The sequence below is a fragment of the Nioella sp. genome (genome assembly GCF_964229645.1).
GTDB lineage: Bacteria > Pseudomonadota > Alphaproteobacteria > Rhodobacterales > Rhodobacteraceae > Nioella.
In genome coordinates this window covers 17,399-32,392 of record NZ_CAXREX010000067.1, presented here as the reverse complement: position 1 = coordinate 32,392, position 14,994 = coordinate 17,399, and the positions used below count along the sequence as shown (strand labels likewise).

12 protein-coding genes are annotated in these 14,994 nt (G+C 65.6%); 9 read left to right on the top strand and 3 right to left on the bottom strand.

The genetic code is table 11. The features are described from left to right. Positions 1 to 411 precede the first annotated feature (411 nt). The 9 genes from ACEQXV_RS04610 (at position 412) to ACEQXV_RS04570 (ending at position 12,093) form a co-directional block, all read left to right on the top strand. On the top strand, positions 412 to 2,061 hold the full coding sequence (locus ACEQXV_RS04610; RefSeq protein ID WP_370268107.1) for a BCCT family transporter: 1,650 nt from the start codon (positions 412 to 414) through the stop codon (positions 2,059 to 2,061). A 246-nt stretch (positions 2,062 to 2,307) separates the two neighbouring features. After that, positions 2,308 to 3,534 (top strand): aminotransferase class V-fold PLP-dependent enzyme, encoded by a 1,227-nt coding sequence (locus tag ACEQXV_RS04605; protein ID WP_370268109.1) that lies wholly within the window; start codon positions 2,308 to 2,310, stop codon positions 3,532 to 3,534. 61 nt (positions 3,535 to 3,595) lie between these two features. Continuing rightward, positions 3,596 to 4,975 carry a deoxyribodipyrimidine photo-lyase gene (locus ACEQXV_RS04600; RefSeq protein WP_370268105.1) on the top strand — a complete coding sequence of 460 codons (1,380 nt, stop codon included), beginning with the start codon at positions 3,596 to 3,598 and terminating at the stop codon, positions 4,973 to 4,975. Positions 4,976 to 5,033: 58 nt separating this feature from the next. Further along, a complete protein-coding gene (locus ACEQXV_RS04595; protein WP_370252766.1) occupies positions 5,034 to 6,245 on the top strand; it encodes a class I SAM-dependent methyltransferase in 1,212 nt (403 codons plus the stop codon). A gap of 7 nt (positions 6,246 to 6,252) precedes the next feature. After that, positions 6,253 to 6,696: a TrgA family protein gene (locus ACEQXV_RS04590; RefSeq protein WP_370268104.1), complete on the top strand. Its 444-nt coding sequence runs from the start codon at positions 6,253 to 6,255 to the stop codon at positions 6,694 to 6,696. A 9-nt stretch (positions 6,697 to 6,705) separates the two neighbouring features. Next, the gene (locus ACEQXV_RS04585) at positions 6,706 to 7,821 is read left to right on the top strand and encodes a gamma-glutamylcyclotransferase (protein ID WP_370268103.1); all 1,116 of its coding nucleotides are present in this window, start codon (positions 6,706 to 6,708) and stop codon (positions 7,819 to 7,821) included. Between the two features lie 116 nt (positions 7,822 to 7,937). Next, positions 7,938 to 8,966 carry a cysteine synthase A gene (locus tag ACEQXV_RS04580; RefSeq protein WP_370252763.1) on the top strand — a complete coding sequence of 343 codons (1,029 nt, stop codon included), beginning with the start codon at positions 7,938 to 7,940 and terminating at the stop codon, positions 8,964 to 8,966. 5 nt (positions 8,967 to 8,971) lie between these two features. Next, positions 8,972 to 11,371: a DUF3772 domain-containing protein gene (locus ACEQXV_RS04575; protein WP_370268101.1), complete on the top strand. Its 2,400-nt coding sequence runs from the start codon at positions 8,972 to 8,974 to the stop codon at positions 11,369 to 11,371. Further along, a complete protein-coding gene (locus ACEQXV_RS04570) occupies positions 11,371 to 12,093 on the top strand; it encodes an alanyl-tRNA editing protein (RefSeq protein WP_370252761.1) in 723 nt (240 codons plus the stop codon). The genes ACEQXV_RS04575 and ACEQXV_RS04570 overlap by 1 nt, the downstream gene beginning before the upstream one ends. A 120-nt stretch (positions 12,094 to 12,213) precedes the next feature. Here ACEQXV_RS04570 and ACEQXV_RS04565 read toward each other — a convergent pair whose 3' ends face one another. The 3 genes from ACEQXV_RS04565 to ACEQXV_RS04555 all read right to left on the bottom strand — a co-directional run bounded on the left by ACEQXV_RS04565 (position 12,214) and on the right by ACEQXV_RS04555 (position 14,808). Then, positions 12,214 to 13,287, bottom strand: coding sequence for a hypothetical protein (locus tag ACEQXV_RS04565; protein WP_370268100.1), 1,074 nt, complete (start codon positions 13,285 to 13,287; stop codon positions 12,214 to 12,216). A gap of 81 nt (positions 13,288 to 13,368) precedes the next feature. After that, a complete protein-coding gene (locus tag ACEQXV_RS04560; RefSeq protein ID WP_370252758.1) occupies positions 13,369 to 14,427 on the bottom strand; it encodes a YeeE/YedE family protein in 1,059 nt (352 codons plus the stop codon). 33 nt (positions 14,428 to 14,460) lie between these two features. Continuing rightward, positions 14,461 to 14,808, bottom strand: coding sequence for an ArsR/SmtB family transcription factor (locus tag ACEQXV_RS04555; RefSeq protein WP_370252757.1), 348 nt, complete (start codon positions 14,806 to 14,808; stop codon positions 14,461 to 14,463). Positions 14,809 to 14,994: the final 186 nt, after the last annotated feature.

The window sequence follows — 14,994 nt, the reverse complement described above, 5'->3', positions numbered from 1 at the left end:
GGGGGGCGCCCCCCCGCGGGGGGATCCTCCCCCCGCGCCCCCCTGGGATATTTCCAGAACAATGAAGGGAGGCGCATGGTCGCTTCCCTTTTTGTCTTTCGCCGGGCGCCTGTGGGCAGTCTGGTGTGAGAGCCCTTTTTTCATTGAGCTTGCGACAAGCGAGTGTGTCCCGCAGTATACACGCCCTGATTGCATTTCCATGGCGCTTTGGAGGCGCACGGGCTATCGAAAGTGCCGTTTTTATACAAGAACCGGTGCGGTCCTGCCGCAAGGCTGACCCAACATGGTTTGAACAGGCGATCGGCCCCGGTTCATTTCGGAAAAACGCGCCCGGGGGCGGCAGGGAAAGGAGGAGTCCGTCAGCCTGATCAGAAAACGGTTTTTCCGGTTCCTGTGTGGGAGGAGTACACTATGGCAAAAACACCCCCGTTGATGGAATTGCCCATCAAGACCGCCGAGGGCGGTTTCTACGACGGCTTCAGCAAGGATGTCACCGTGACGGCCAAGATCCTGGTCGGTGCACTGATCGTCTGGGCCGTTGCATTCCCTGACAACGCGGCCTCGGTCCTCAATGGGCTGAACAGCTTCCTGCTGGCCAATTTCGCGACCTGGTATATCTGGGTGGTGGCGTTCTTCGTGATCGTTTGCATCGCGCTGGCGATCATGCCCTCGTCGGGGCGCCTGAGGCTTGGCAAACCCGAAGATGTCCCGGAGTTTTCAAATTTCTCTTGGTTCTCGATGATGTTCGGGGCCGGAATCGGCATCGGGATGCTGACCTTCGCCACCGCCGAGCCGATGTATCACTTCGCGACCAACCCGGACGTGATCATGGGCACGGTCGAGGGGTCGTCAGCCGAGAATGTGCGCCCCGCCTACAAGTGGTCGTTCCTGCATTGGGGCATCGGGGCCTGGGCCTGCTACGCGCTTGTCGGGCTGTCGCTGGCCTATTTTTCCTATCGGCGGAACCTGCCATTGACCATCCGGTCGGGACTGGTGCCACTGTTCGGGCGGTCGCTGTCGGGCACTCTTGGCCATGTGGTCGATATCGTGGCCGTGGTGGCGACGGTCCTGGGCGTGTCGCAGACGCTAGGCTTCGGGGTCGATCAGTTCGTGGCCGGGATGCACCGGATCGGGCTTGGTGACTGGCTGCTGACCGAGGATGGCAGCGCCTCGACCCTGGCCATCATCTTCGCGCTGCTCGTGATCATGGGGGCCTCGACCCTGTCGGCGCTGTCGGGCGTCGGCAAGGGCATCAAGTGGCTGTCCAACATCAACATGGGGCTGAGCTTCTTCCTGCTGGCCTTCTTCCTGGTCTTCGGGTCCACCTTCTTCGGGCTTCAGGCTCTGGTTCTGGGCATCGTGGACTACCTGGTGAACCTGCCTGCAATGCTGTTCACCGTTTGGCGCTCGGATGGGGTCGAGGGCTCGGTGGCCAGCCAGCTTTCGGGCTGGCAGGGCGGCTGGTCGGTGTTCTACTGGGCCTGGTGGATCGCCTTCGCCCCCTTCGTGGGCGTGTTCCTGGCGCGCATCTCGCGCGGGCGGACAGTTCGCGAATACGTGCTTGGCGCGATCATCATCCCCTCGCTGATGTGCTTCCTGTGGTTCACCGTCGTGGGAGGCACCGCGATCGACCTGACTCTGAACGGGGACGCGGGCGATGCGATTTCCGGTGCAGGCCAGCAGTCGCAGCTTTTCGCGATGATCGACGTGATGCTGTCCTCGGGTCTGGCCTGGGTGATGGCGGTGATCGTGGTGATCCTGCTGCTGACCTATCTGGTGACCTCGGCTGACTCGGCGGTGTTGATCGTGAACACGATCAATTCCGGTGGCGACGAGGGGCCGAAGGGCCGCCCGCATATCCTGTTCTGGGGGGGGGCACTGGCGCTGGTCGTGGGGGCGCTGCTCGTCATTGGCGGGCTTGGTGCGATCCAGACCGCGATGGTCATCGGGGCCTTGCCCTTCAGTTTCGTGATGATGCTGATGGGGATCGCCGTGATCAAGGGGATCTGGCGCGACTCGATCCGCGAAAAGAACGGCGTGGAAAGCGTGCATCGCGGCTGACCCAGATCCGACGGAAACAAGATCCTTCGCCGGGCCACCGGCGGGGGATTTCCGTTTGCAGCCCTTGCAGGGGGTGTTGACCGGCCCCGGCCCCTGTCGTAGCCATTGCCTGTCCCGCCTTTCGCCGCGGGGCTGCCGCTGATCCCGTCCGGGGGCACCGGCTCGGCTGGAAGACCTGCCAGGATGGGGATGGCCCGCCCTGGGCAGCTTTCCCCGGGGATGGTGACAGGACAAAGGATCGACATGATGACTTCCCTTGATATCGACTGGGTGCGGGCGCAGTTCCCGGCATTCTCGCAGGCATCCTTGCAGGGTCAGGCGTTCTTCGAGAATGCAGGCGGCAGCTATACATGCCAGCCGGTGATCGACCGGCTTTTCCGCTTCTATACAGAGCGCAAGGTGCAGCCCTATGCGCCTTACGAGGCCAGCCGCCTCGGCGGCGAGGAAATGGACGAGGCGCGGGCGCGGCTTGCGGCCATGATGGGGGTCGCGACGGATGAGCTGAGCTTCGGCCCCTCGACCACGCAGAACACCTATGTTCTGGCGCAGGCCGTGCGGCGCTGGCTGGCCGAGGGCGAGGCGATCGTGGTGACCAACCAGGATCACGAGGCCAATTCCGGCCCCTGGCGGCGGCTGGCCGAGGAGGGGATCGAGGTCCGCGAATGGCAGATCGACCCGGAGCCCGGGCATCTCGATCCGGCCGCGCTGGCACCGCTACTGGCGGATGGCAAGGTGCGGCTTGTCTGCTTCCCGCATTGTTCCAACGTGGTTGGCGAAGTGAACGATGTGGCCGCGATCTGCGCGCAGGCGCAGGCGGCGGGGGCTTACACCTGCGTCGACGGGGTCAGCTACGCGCCGCATGGCTTCGTCGACGTGGCGGCGCTTGGGGCCGATATCTACCTCTTCTCGGCCTACAAGACCTATGGGCCCCACCAGGGCATCATGGTGATCCGCCGCGAGATCGGGGAAAAGCTTCCCAACCAGGGGCATTTCTTCAACGGCGGCACGCTCTATAAACGGTTCACACCGGCGGGCCCCGACCATGCGCAGGTGGCCGCAAGCGCCGGAATGGCCGACTACATGGAGGCGCTCTCGGCCCATCATGGCGGACCGGCCAGCGGGGCAGGGGCGGCGCGGTTCGCGCATGCCCTGATGCGCGACCACGAGAAGGTGCTGCTGCAACCTTTGCTGGATTACCTGTCGTCGAAGAACTCCGCCCGGCTGATCGGCCCGGCCAATGCGGAGGGGCGCGCGCCAACGGTGGCCGTGGCGCTCAACCGTCCGGGCGAGGCGGCGGCGGCTGATCTGGCCCCGCACGGCATCATGGCAGGCGGCGGCGATTTCTACGCGGTGCGTCCGCTGACGGCCATGGGCGTGGACCCTGAACCCGGCGTGCTGCGGCTGAGCTTCACCCATTACACCCACCCCGACGAGGTGACGAAACTGATCGGGGCGCTCGACAAGGTGATCTGACCCGTTGATCCCCGCCGTCCCTGCGCTAGCTGTCGACAAACGCAAGGAAAAAGGCGGGGACATGAGCGAGCAACCGATCCTCTACTGGATGCGCCGGGATTTCCGGCTGGCCGATAACCCGGCCCTGTCGGCCTGCGTGGGGCGTCCGGTCATCCCGGTGGTGATCCGCGACACGGAAACACGCGCGCTTGGGGCGGCTCCTGCCTTTCGGTGGGGCCGGGCGGTGGAAAATTTTTCGAAAAATTTTGCCGCCCTCGGTGGTCAGCTCGTGCTCGGATCTGGCGATGCGCTGGAGGTGCTGACAGATCTCGTTGCCCGGACGGGTGCCACCAAGGTTGTCTGGAACCGGCTCTATGACCCGCAGGCACAGGCGCGCGACTGCGAGGTCAAGGCGTCGCTCAAGGCGCGGGGCATCGCCGCGGAAAGTTTCAACGCCCATCTCATCTTCGAACCCTGGACGGTTGAGACCGGAACCGGGGGCTATTACCGGGTCTATACCCCGTTCTGGAAAGCGGTGCGGGAGCGCGATGTGCCTGCGCCCCTGCCGGTGCCGCGTCTGACATTCCCGACCGACTGGCCCAAGAGCGAGACGCTGGCGGACTGGGCGCTTGATGCGCCGATGCAACGGGGGGCAGCGGTGGTGGGCCAGCACTTGCTGCTTGGCGAAGGGGCTGCGCGCGCCCGGCTGGACGAATTCCTCGACCGGCGCGCGGCGCGCTACAAGGACGAGCGCGATTTCCTCGATCTCGATGCAACCTCGGGCCTGTCCGAGCCGCTGGCCTATGGCGAGATCTCGCCGCGGACCTGCTGGCACGAAGGCTGGCGCGCCATGCAAGGCAGTGGCGGCAAGGGGGCGGAGCATTTCCTCAAGGAACTGGTCTGGCGCGAATTCGCCTATCACCTGATGTTCCATTCGCCAGAAATTCTCAGCCGCAACTGGCGGCCGGACTGGGACGGCTTTCCCTGGGCGCGGGACCCCGAGGCAGCGACGCGCTGGACACGCGGGCAGACCGGAGTCGAGATCGTCGACGCCGCCATGCGAGAGCTTTACGTCACGGGCCGCATGCACAACCGGGCGCGGATGCTGGTGGCCAGCTACCTGACCAAGCATCTGATGGTGCATTGGCAGGTTGGAATGGACTGGTTTGCCGACACGCTGACCGATTGGGACCCGGCCTCGAACGCGATGGGGTGGCAATGGGTGGCAGGCTCCGGCCCCGACGCGGCGCCCTTCTTCCGCATCTTCAATCCAGAAACCCAGGCCGAGAAGTTCGACCGCCGCGCGGTCTATCGCAATCACTGGCTGCGGGGGGCAGGGGCGCGGGACTTCGCCGCCGCGATCCCGCTGTCCTGGGACCTGGCCGACAGCCCCCGCCCGATGATCGGCCTGGCCGAGGGGCGCGAACGTGCACTGGCCGCCTATGCGGGGCTAAAAGGTTAATTTTCTTGCCAGGGCGGTGACTTGGCGTTCATGATAACGCCCACAAAGGGGATGGGACATGACCGTAAGAACGACGACAGCCGGGGAACCCGGCCTGCCGCGCTACTTCGCGCAGGTCTTTCAGACCGTTCAGAAGCTGCGCAATGGGCGGATAGACTTCATCCTGCCCGACGGGCGGACCTTCCGGGCCGAGGGGGAGAACCCGGGGCCCGTGGGGATCTGCGAAATCCATGACGAGGACGTGTTCGCGCGCCTCATCCGCGAGGGCGACCTGGGCTTTTGCGACGCCTACCTGGAAGGGGGCTGGTCGACGCCGGACCTTCAGGCGCTGATGGATGCGGTCCACGAGGATAACGAAGAGGTCTATGACGGCTTTACAGGCCTCGCCCTGCTGCGCGCCTATGAAAAGATGCGCTTCTGGATGCAGAGCAATTCCAAGCGGCAGGCGAAGAAGAACATTTCCTACCACTACGATCTGGGCAACGAATTCTACGCGCTCTGGCTCGATGACACGATGACCTATTCCTCGGCGCTGTTTGAAACGGGCCAGGAATCCACCGAGGCCGCACAGCGCGCGAAATACGCGGCGCTGGCCGACAAGATCGGCGCAAAGCCCGGCGATCACCTGCTGGAAATCGGCTGTGGCTGGGGCGGGTTCGCGGAATATGTCGCCAAGGAGCGCGGCTGCCGGGTGACCGGGCTGACCATCAGCCAGGAACAGCATGACTATGCCGTGGCGCGGATGGAACGGCAGGGGTTGTCCGATCTCGTCGAGATCCGTCTTCAGGACTACCGCGACGTGCGGGGCCAGTTCGATGGGATCGCCTCGATCGAGATGTTCGAAGCCGTGGGCGAAAAATACTGGCCCACCTTCTTTTCCACCGTGCGCGACCGGCTGAAACCCGGCGCCTCGGCGGCGATGCAGATCATCACCGTGCAGGACGCGCGCTGGAAGGTCTACAAGCGCAGCGTGGACTTCATCCAGAAATACATCTTCCCCGGTGGCATGCTGCCCTGTCCGAGCGTTCTGCGCGACCAGGTGGAGCGCGCCGGGCTGACCTTCGCAGGCAGTCACGAATTCGGAGATAGCTACAGCCAGACACTGCGCCGCTGGCACGAGACTTTCAATGACAGATGGGACGAGGTCAGCGCCCAGGGCTTCGATGACCGCTTCCGTAGGATGTGGAATTTTTACCTCACCTCTTGCGCATCGAGCTTTCACAGCGGCAATACTGATGTCACGCAGATCACCGTGACCCGACCCGCCTGAGAGGCCCATGCCCACAGCCGCCAAGCTCGTATCCGCCGTTCTCTTCGCAGTCGTGGCTTATGCCGCGGCCGAGGCCTATGCTCAGACCCTGCCGCCGGGCCAGCCCCGGCAGTTGCTGGTGCCCATCGTGACGGTGCTGGGGCTCTTCCAGGGATGGCTGACGATGGGAGGGCGCGTGGGCGCGGGGATTTCCATGGCGATCACGACAGGCGTGCGCACCTCGTTCCAGATCGCCTTCTGGGCCATCGTCGGCTTTGGCCTATACGAGATGTTCTACCGTTCGACCCGGCTGCGCTATGACGGGCCGGGCGAGGCGGTGATCGCGGCCATTGAACTGTTCATGGAATACGGGCTGTCGGTGCTGATGGCGACGACCTGCCTGATTATTCTTTTCGTGGGGGGCGCGCTGGCGGGCATTCTGGCCGAGCTTGTGAACCGCCGGTGGAGCTGACCTGACCCGATGAAAACCCTCTTCTTCTTTGGCACGCTGCGCCACGCGCCGCTACTCGATCTTGTGCTTGGCCGCGCCACGGCGCCGGTTGCGGCCAGCCTGCCCGGCTACCGGGTGGTCTGGGCCGAAGGCGAAAGCTTTCCGATGATGATCGAGGCCCCCGGCGAGCAGGCCGAAGGGGTTGTGCTTGCGGGTCTCTCCGACGACGACGTGGCGCGGCTCGATTTCTACGAGGGCGCGTTTGCCTACAGGCTGGTCACGGTGACGGCACAGACCGGCGCGGGCCCGGTCGAGGCACTGGTCTACATGCCTCACGACGCGCCCTGGCGTCCCGGTGCGCCCTGGTCCCTGGCCGACTGGCAGGCCAGGTGGGGGGCGCTGACCATGATCGCGGCAGCAGAGGTGATGCGGGCCTTCGGACGTATGAGCGCCGAGGACATCGGCCACCGCCTGCCCATCATCCGTGCCCGTGCGCAGGCCCAGGTGTCTGCTGCCGCCCGCAGGCGGCCCGTGACCCTCTCCTCGCCCTTGACGCGGGACGATGTGGCTTTGGATCATTACGCCATTCCCTACGAGAAGTTCTTCACTGTCGAGGAAATGCGCGCGCGCTACCGCCGGTTCGACGGAAGCTGGGGCCAGACCGGGGACCGGGCGATTTTCCAGGTGGCCGACGCTGTGACTGTGCTGCCCTATGACCCGGTTCAGGACCGGGTCATGCTGATCGAGCAGTTGCGCGTCGGCGTCTATGCCAGCGGCGACCCCCAGCCCTGGCTGCTGGAACCGATCGCCGGCATCGTCGATGCGGGGGAAAGTTTCGAGGCGACGGCACATCGCGAGGCGATGGAAGAGGCGCATGTGGAACTGTCCGCGCTGCATCACGTGGCGGGCTACTACCCGACGCCGGGCGGCGTGGCGCAATACCTCGTGTCCTACGTGGGCATCGCCCATCTGCCCGACGAGGCCCCACGCATCGGCGGGATCGAGGGCGAAGGGGAAAACATCCGCAACCTTCTGGTCGGTTTCAAGGAACTGGTCGGCATGCTGGAAGCTGGCGAGCTGGTCAACGCGCCGCTCCTGCTGTCGGTGCAATGGCTGATGCTGAACCGCGACCGGCTGCGCGGCTGATGCATCCGTGACCAGGGGGCTTACCTGCTTGAGTTTGCCCGCCCGCGCGCCTATCCCTGCTAAGTGAAACTATTACATCCCCAATCGGGATGGCCTTCCCCCACGGAGTGCCCGTCATGACAATCAACAAAGACCTCGCCGCCACCGTTGGCAACACGCCCCTTATCCGACTCAACAAGCTAAGCGAGGCGACGGGCTGCGAGATCTACGGCAAGGCCGAGTTCATGAACCCGGGCCAGTCGGTCAAGGACCGCGCGGCGCTCTACATCATCCGCGATGCGGTGGCGCGGGGAGATCTCAAGCCCGGCGGCACCATCGTCGAGGGCACGGCGGGCAACACCGGTATCGGCCTGTCGCTGGTGGGGGCGTCCATGGGCTTCAAGACGGTCATCGTCATCCCCGAAACCCAGAGCCAGGAAAAGAAGGACATGATCCGCCTGGCAGGGGCCGAGCTGGTGCAGGTGCCCGCCGCCCCCTACAAGAACCCCAACAATTACGTGCGCTATTCCGAGCGGCTGGCCCGCGAACTGGCCAAGACGGAGCCCAACGGCGCGGTCTGGGCCAACCAGTTCGACAATGTCGCAAACCGGCAGGCCCATATCGAAACGACCGGCCCCGAGATCTGGGACCAGACCGGCGGCAAGGTCGATGGATTCATCTGTGCCGTGGGCTCTGGCGGAACCATCGCGGGTGTCGGCATGGCGCTGCAGCCCAAGGGTGTGAAGATCGGCCTTGCCGATCCCGACGGATCGGGCGTTTTCAACTTCTACACCACGGGTGAATTCAAGTCCGAGGGCGGCTCGATCACGGAAGGCATCGGGCAAGGGCGCGAGACCGCGAACCTCAAGGGCTTCCGCCCCGACATGAGCTACAAGATCTCCGACGCCGAGGCGCTGCCCATGGCCTATGACCTGCTGGCCGAAGAGGGCATTTGCGTTGGCGGCTCGTCGGCGATCAACATGGCCGGCGCCGTGCGCATGGCCCGCGAGATGGGGCCGGGCCACACGATCGTGACCATCCTGTGCGACTACGGCACGCGCTACCAGTCCAAGATGTTCAACCCCGATTTCCTGCGCGAAAAGGGTCTGCCGGTTCCGGCCTGGCTCGATGCCGCGCCGCGCGATCTGCCCTCGGTCTTCGAGTAACCGCCATGCTGCGCAGGCTTCTTGCCCTTTTCGCCCTTGTTCTGGTCCTGTCGGGGCCGGGGCTTGCGCAGGAACAGGCTGCCGCCCCCGCGGCCGGGATCGACTATGCCCAGTGGGCAACGCTGGCCGAGCGCGCCGAAGGCGTGATCGATTCCGAACGCGCCTCTGACCCTGCCTTCGAAAGCCTGCGTGCGCAGATCGTGGATTGGCGCGAGCAGTTCCGCGCCGCCACCACCACGAACGCCGCCCGGATCGACACGCTTCGCGCCCAGATCGAGGCGCTCGGCCCGCCACCCGAAGAGGGGCAGAGCGAGCCAGAGGCCATTGCCACCGAACGCGCCAACCTTTCGGCACGCCTGGTGGAGGCCGAAGCCCCGGGCCGTCGCGCAGAGGCCGAGTTGCGCCGGGCACAGGGGCTTGTGGGCGAGATCGACGCGCTCTTGGCCAGCCGTCAGGCCGGCGCGCTTCTGACGCTTGAACCGGCCCCGGTAAACCCGGCCAACTGGCCCGGTGCAATCACCGCCGTGGGTGAATATCTCGATGCGCTCTGGCTGGAAAACCGCCGCCTTTGGGGCTCCGACATCTATCGCGCCGAGTTCAGCGAAAACATCCCCGTGGTGCTGCTCTACCTCATCGTCGGCATGGTGCTGATCCTGCGCGGCTGGCGCTGGATCGGGCGGATGATGCGCAAGCCGATGGAGCTTGAAGAAAGCTCTCCTTCGGCGCGGCTGACGCTCTTCCTTTTGTCCATCGCGCAGCACCTCGCGCCTGCCCTAGGGGTGCTGGCACTGGTGCAGGCGGTGGAGGAAAGCAGCTTCGTGGGCCTGCGCGGATCGGTCATCCTGGGGGCCATTCCCAACATCGCCTTCACGGTGGCAGGCGCGCTCTGGGTCGGACGGCAGGTCTTTCCCTCTCGCGCGGGGGCTGCGCGCCCCCTCAATCTGCCCGATCACATCCTGGCGCGCGGTCGGCGCACCGCGGGCTGGCTTGGCCTTCTGTTGGGGGTCAGCCAGTTGCTGGATGCCATCGCGGAAAGCGAGGTATTCGAACCCTCCGAGCGCTTGGTCGTATTCTTCCCGATCGTCCTGCTGACCGGCCTGCTTCTGGCCCGGCTTGGGCGCTACCTCGTTCTTCATGCCAAGGCCGAGGCGGGCGGCGATGAAGCCGCCCCCGTGCGCGCAAGGGTCTATGGGCTGGTGGGCCGCGCGGTGGTGGTCCTGGGCTTTGCCGGGCCGTTGCTGGCGGCCGTGGGCTATTTCACAGCCGGGTCGAGTTTTCTCTTTCCGGCCGTGCTGTCGCTGTCCTTGCTGGCGATCCTGGGCGTTCTGCAACGGCTGGTCACGAATCTCTACGGGGCGCTGACCGGGCGGCGCGAGGGGCTGGAAGAGGCGCTGACACCAACGCTGATCGGGTTCCTGCTGACGCTGGCCTCGGTGCCGATCTTCGCGCTGATCTGGGGTATGCGTCAGGCGCAGCTGGCCGATCTTTGGGAACAGCTGCTGCTTGGCTTCGACCTGGGCGGCGTGCATATCAGCCCGCGCAGCTTCCTGATGTTCATCATCGTCTTCGTGGCGGGCTACACCGCGACGCGCCTGATCCAGAGCACGCTGCGCGGCTCGGTCCTGCCCAAGACCAAGCTCGATGCCGGCGGGCGCAACGCGGTGGTGACCGGAACGGGCTACGTGGGCATCTTCCTGGCCGCGCTCATCGCGATCACGGTCGCGGGGATCGACCTCAGTTCCATCGCCATCGTCGCCGGTGCGCTTTCGGTCGGGATCGGTTTCGGCCTTCAGGCCATCGTGTCGAACTTCGTCTCGGGCATCATCTTGCTGGTGGAACGCCCGATCAAGGAAGGGGACTGGGTGCAGATCGGCACCACGGCGGGCTACGTGCGTGAAATCTCGGTCCGCTCGACACGGATCGAGACCTTCGACCGTTCAGACGTGATCGTGCCCAATGCCGACCTGATTTCGGGCGTGGTCACCAACATGACCCACCACAATTCCACGGGCCGGGTGATCGTGCCCGTGGGCGTGGCCTATGGCACCGATACACGCCAGGTCGAAGCGATCTTGCAGAAGATCGCCGAGGCCCATCCCATGGTGCTGCTGGAGCCCGAGCCCAAGGTGGTGTTCCAGGGCTTCGGTGCCGACAGCCTCAATTTCGAGATCCGCGCCATCCTGCGCGACGTGAACTGGATGTTGTCGGTCAAGAGCGACATGAACCACGAGATCGCCAAGGCCTTTGCCGAGGCCGGGATCGAGATCCCCTTCGCGCAGCGCGATATCTGGATCCGCAACCCCGAGGCGCTGCGTCCCGGCACGGTGCTGACCCAGGCCGACCTGGACGCGATGGACACGGAGACAGACGCCGAAGACGCGTCGCCGCAAGAGGACCAGCAGTAATGACAGAGCCGCTTTTCATGGCAGACGCCTACCGTAAATCCGCCCCCGGCACGGTGCTGCGGATCACCGAGGAAGGCGGCGTGGTGCTGGACCGGTCGCTGTTCTACGCGCAAGGCGGCGGTCAGCCGGGCGACAGCGGCACGCTCGACTGGGAGGGCGGGCGGCTGCGCATCGCCACCACCGTCAAGGGCGAGGGCGGCGAGATCGTGATGGTGCCGGCCGAACCCGGCAGCCTGCCGCCCGTGGGCGGGCAGGTCGAGCAGCGGCTCGACTGGGACCGGCGCTTTGCCCATATGCGTGTGCATACGGCGCTGCACCTGCTGTCCGTTGTCATCCCGCTGCCGGTGACGGGAGGGGCGATCTCGGCCGAGAAGGGGCGGCTCGATTTCGACATGCCCGAAGCGCCCGAGGACAAGATGATCCTGCAAGGGCAGCTCAATGCGCTTATTGACCGCGACCTTCCGGTCAGCGAGAGCTGGATCACGGATGCGGAGCTGGAGGCCAATCCCGGCCTCGTGAAAACCATGTCGGTGATGCCGCCCATGGGCGCGGGCCGGGTGCGGCTGGTGCGTATCGGGGAAGAAGGCAAGGGCCAGGTCGATCTGCAACCCTGTGGCGGCACCCATGTGCGGCGCACGGGCGAGATTGGCAAGGTGACGCTTGGCAAGATCGAGAAGAAAGGCCGCCAGAACCGCCGTGTGAGCGTGATCCTGGCCAGCTGACCGGAGTCCGGCGGGGCGGGGAACGCTCCGCCTCAAGCCCCCCCTTGCAGGGGGAGCCCTCGCCGAAGCGTCGGGGGCTCTGCCCCCGGACCCCCGGGATATTTGGGGAACAATGAAGGGTCAGACGATCCAGGGAATGAACGGGTAGAGGAGCGCGATTCCGACCGGGCCCAGGGGGAGCAGCCAGGGCGCGAGCGCGACCTTGACGGGCAGGGGGGCGAGATCCGCCCCAGGTTGGCGGTCAAGCCGGGGTGCGGCCGCGATCACCATCAGGACCGAGACGAACAGGCAGTGCGACCAGCGCCCGTAATCGACCCCGAGCACGAAGAGGGCGAGCGTCGTGGCGGGGGCGAGCATCAGCAGATCGGGCGCCAGGCGGTTCAGCGCGTAGTGGCGCCACAGCAGCAGCAGTGGCACCAGGGCCAGGTAGGCCGCCACCAGGTAGTGCTGGGGCGGGAAGCCACGTGCGGGCTCCAGCAGGTTGCGGGTCCAGACCGAGGCGGCGAGATCGGCCTGTGGCGGCAGCGCGGTGCCAAGGTCTGCCGAGGTGCCGCCCCAGAGCGCAAGGGCAATGGCCGCGCCAAGGGCGGGCAGGGCGATGATGAGCGCCTCTGCGAGCGAGCGGCGCAGCGCCAGGGCCACGATCACCGGCACGCCGTAGAAAAGCACCGCCTCGTGCACCAGCATCGCCAGCGTCACCAGGCAGGCCGCGAGCATCGCCCGCCCGCCGAGCACCGCCGCGAGAGCCCCCGACATCAGCACGAAATTCACATGATCGAGCCGCGCAAGATCATAGCCCATCTGCATCATGCCCACGGGCGCGATCAGAAAGGCGGCGGCAAAGAGCCTCTGGCCCGGAGCGTCGGGCCCGGTGGGCAGGAAGAGCCGGGCCACCAGCCATGCGAGCCCCGCCGCGATTGCCGCGTCGAGCCCCAGCATCACGCCATATTCACCGAGGCCCCCGTCGGGCAGCAGGGCGAAGAGCGGAGCCACGAGGCTGCCCACAAGGCCCCTGCGGAGGAATCCGAATTCCTGGTAGCTCACGTGATAGTGGGTCAGGTTCCATTCCAACGCGGGTGGCGGGCTGCCCGACAGCGCCCATCCCATCAGGTGCGGTGCGGCACCGATGGCCCAGGCCAGCATGGCCAGCAGAAGGAAGACGCCCTGGCGTTCCTTGCCCCAGTCGATTGCCATGATCCACGCTCCAAACCGCTCACGCCCCGGTGCGCAGCATAGGCGAAGCCCATGCGATCACAAAGCCTTGTGGGGAAACGCTCAGTCCGCGTTGCGGAAACCCTGGCCGTAGATCAGGAAGTGCAGCCCGATGCGGGCCCCGGCATAGATCGCAAGCAGGGTCACGGGGGCAGAGAAACTGAGCACCGAGAAGGCAGACAGGCCCTGTCCGACCGAGCAGCCCCCGGCCAGGACCGCGCCCACGCCCATCATGGCGGCCCCGGCCAGCTGACGTCCAAGCTCGCGCGCGTCGTCGCAGGCTTCCCACCGGAAATGGCCAAGGCGCGAACTGCCCAGGAAGGCCCCGGCCACCACGCCCACGACCGAGCCCACGCCGAAGGACAGGCCCGAACCGGTCGATGTCATGACGAAAAGGATGGTTTCCCCGATCGGGGCGGCGAAGGTGTGATCGGTCACCGGGATCGCTTCGAAGCTGCGGAAATGAACCCATTGCATCAGGCCCCAGGTCACCGCGATTGTCGCGCCGACGATGGCAGCCCAGATCGCGTAGCGGCGGAATTCGGACCAGTCGGTTCCGCGAATGGCAAGCACCACCATGACCAGCGCCACGAGCGCGGCAAAGACCAGCGCGGGCAGACCCGTGGCCTCGGCCAGCGACAGGGCAATGCCCGCAGCCTCTCCATCGGGAAGGCTGGTCGTGGGAAAAAGTGCGATGCGCAGCCGGGCCAGGGGCCCCGAGATCGTGGCATAGGCCATGATCCCCATCGTCACCACGACGACCCCCGAGCGGAAATCGCCGCCGCCGATCCGGGCAAGAGCACCGAATCCGCAATTGCCCGCAAGCGCCATGCCGATCCCGAAGAGCAGCCCTCCAGCCACGGCGCCCGTCACCGACCAGTTGGACAGGTAGAAGATGCCGGCAGGCTCCAGCAGGCCCATGGCGATCAGCAGGTGGCTGCCCAGGATGGCGACGCCAAGTGCGATACCCCACATGCGCAGGCGATTGGCATTGCCGCCATAGGTGGCGTCCTCGATCGCGGCGAGCGAGCAGAAGCGGCCAAGCCGGGACGCCAGCCCCAGCACCACGCCGGTTGCAAGCCCGATGAGCGCGGCTAATACCGCGTCGGAAATCTCTGGCATCGTCGTCCTCCCAAACGTCGAAAGCCCCGAGTGTCAGGCCTCGGACGTCTCCGGATTACAGAACATCTCGTAGACAAGTTCAAGAATTCTGACGGCGCGCTGGTCCGAAAGGCTGTACCAGATCGTCTTGCCGTCGCGTCGCGTGCTGACCAGCCCCTCCAGCCGGAGCCGTGCCAGTTGCTGCGATACGGCCGCCTGACGGGCATGCAGCAGCTGTTCCAACTCGGTCACGGATTTTTCGCCGGTGGCCAGGTAGCACAGGATCATCAGCCGGCCTTCATGGCTCACAGCCTTGAGCAGCTGAGACGCTTCGGTTGCATTTTCGGCAAGCCGCTCCATCTCATCGTCCTCAAGATCTTCCAACCGTGCCGGAAGGCCCATAGCCCCGTGCCCCGCTCAAACCAACAGAGTTCATGGCATCTTTGCTTGATGCTTGAGGGCTTATGGCCTGATTTTGCGGGGGTCGTCCAGTGTTTTGAGGGTGTTGGACGAAAGGCCAGAGCCCGGCGAGTGCCGGATGCCTCAGCCCTGAGCGCGCGTCGCCCGGACCGCCCGGGAAACGGGCAG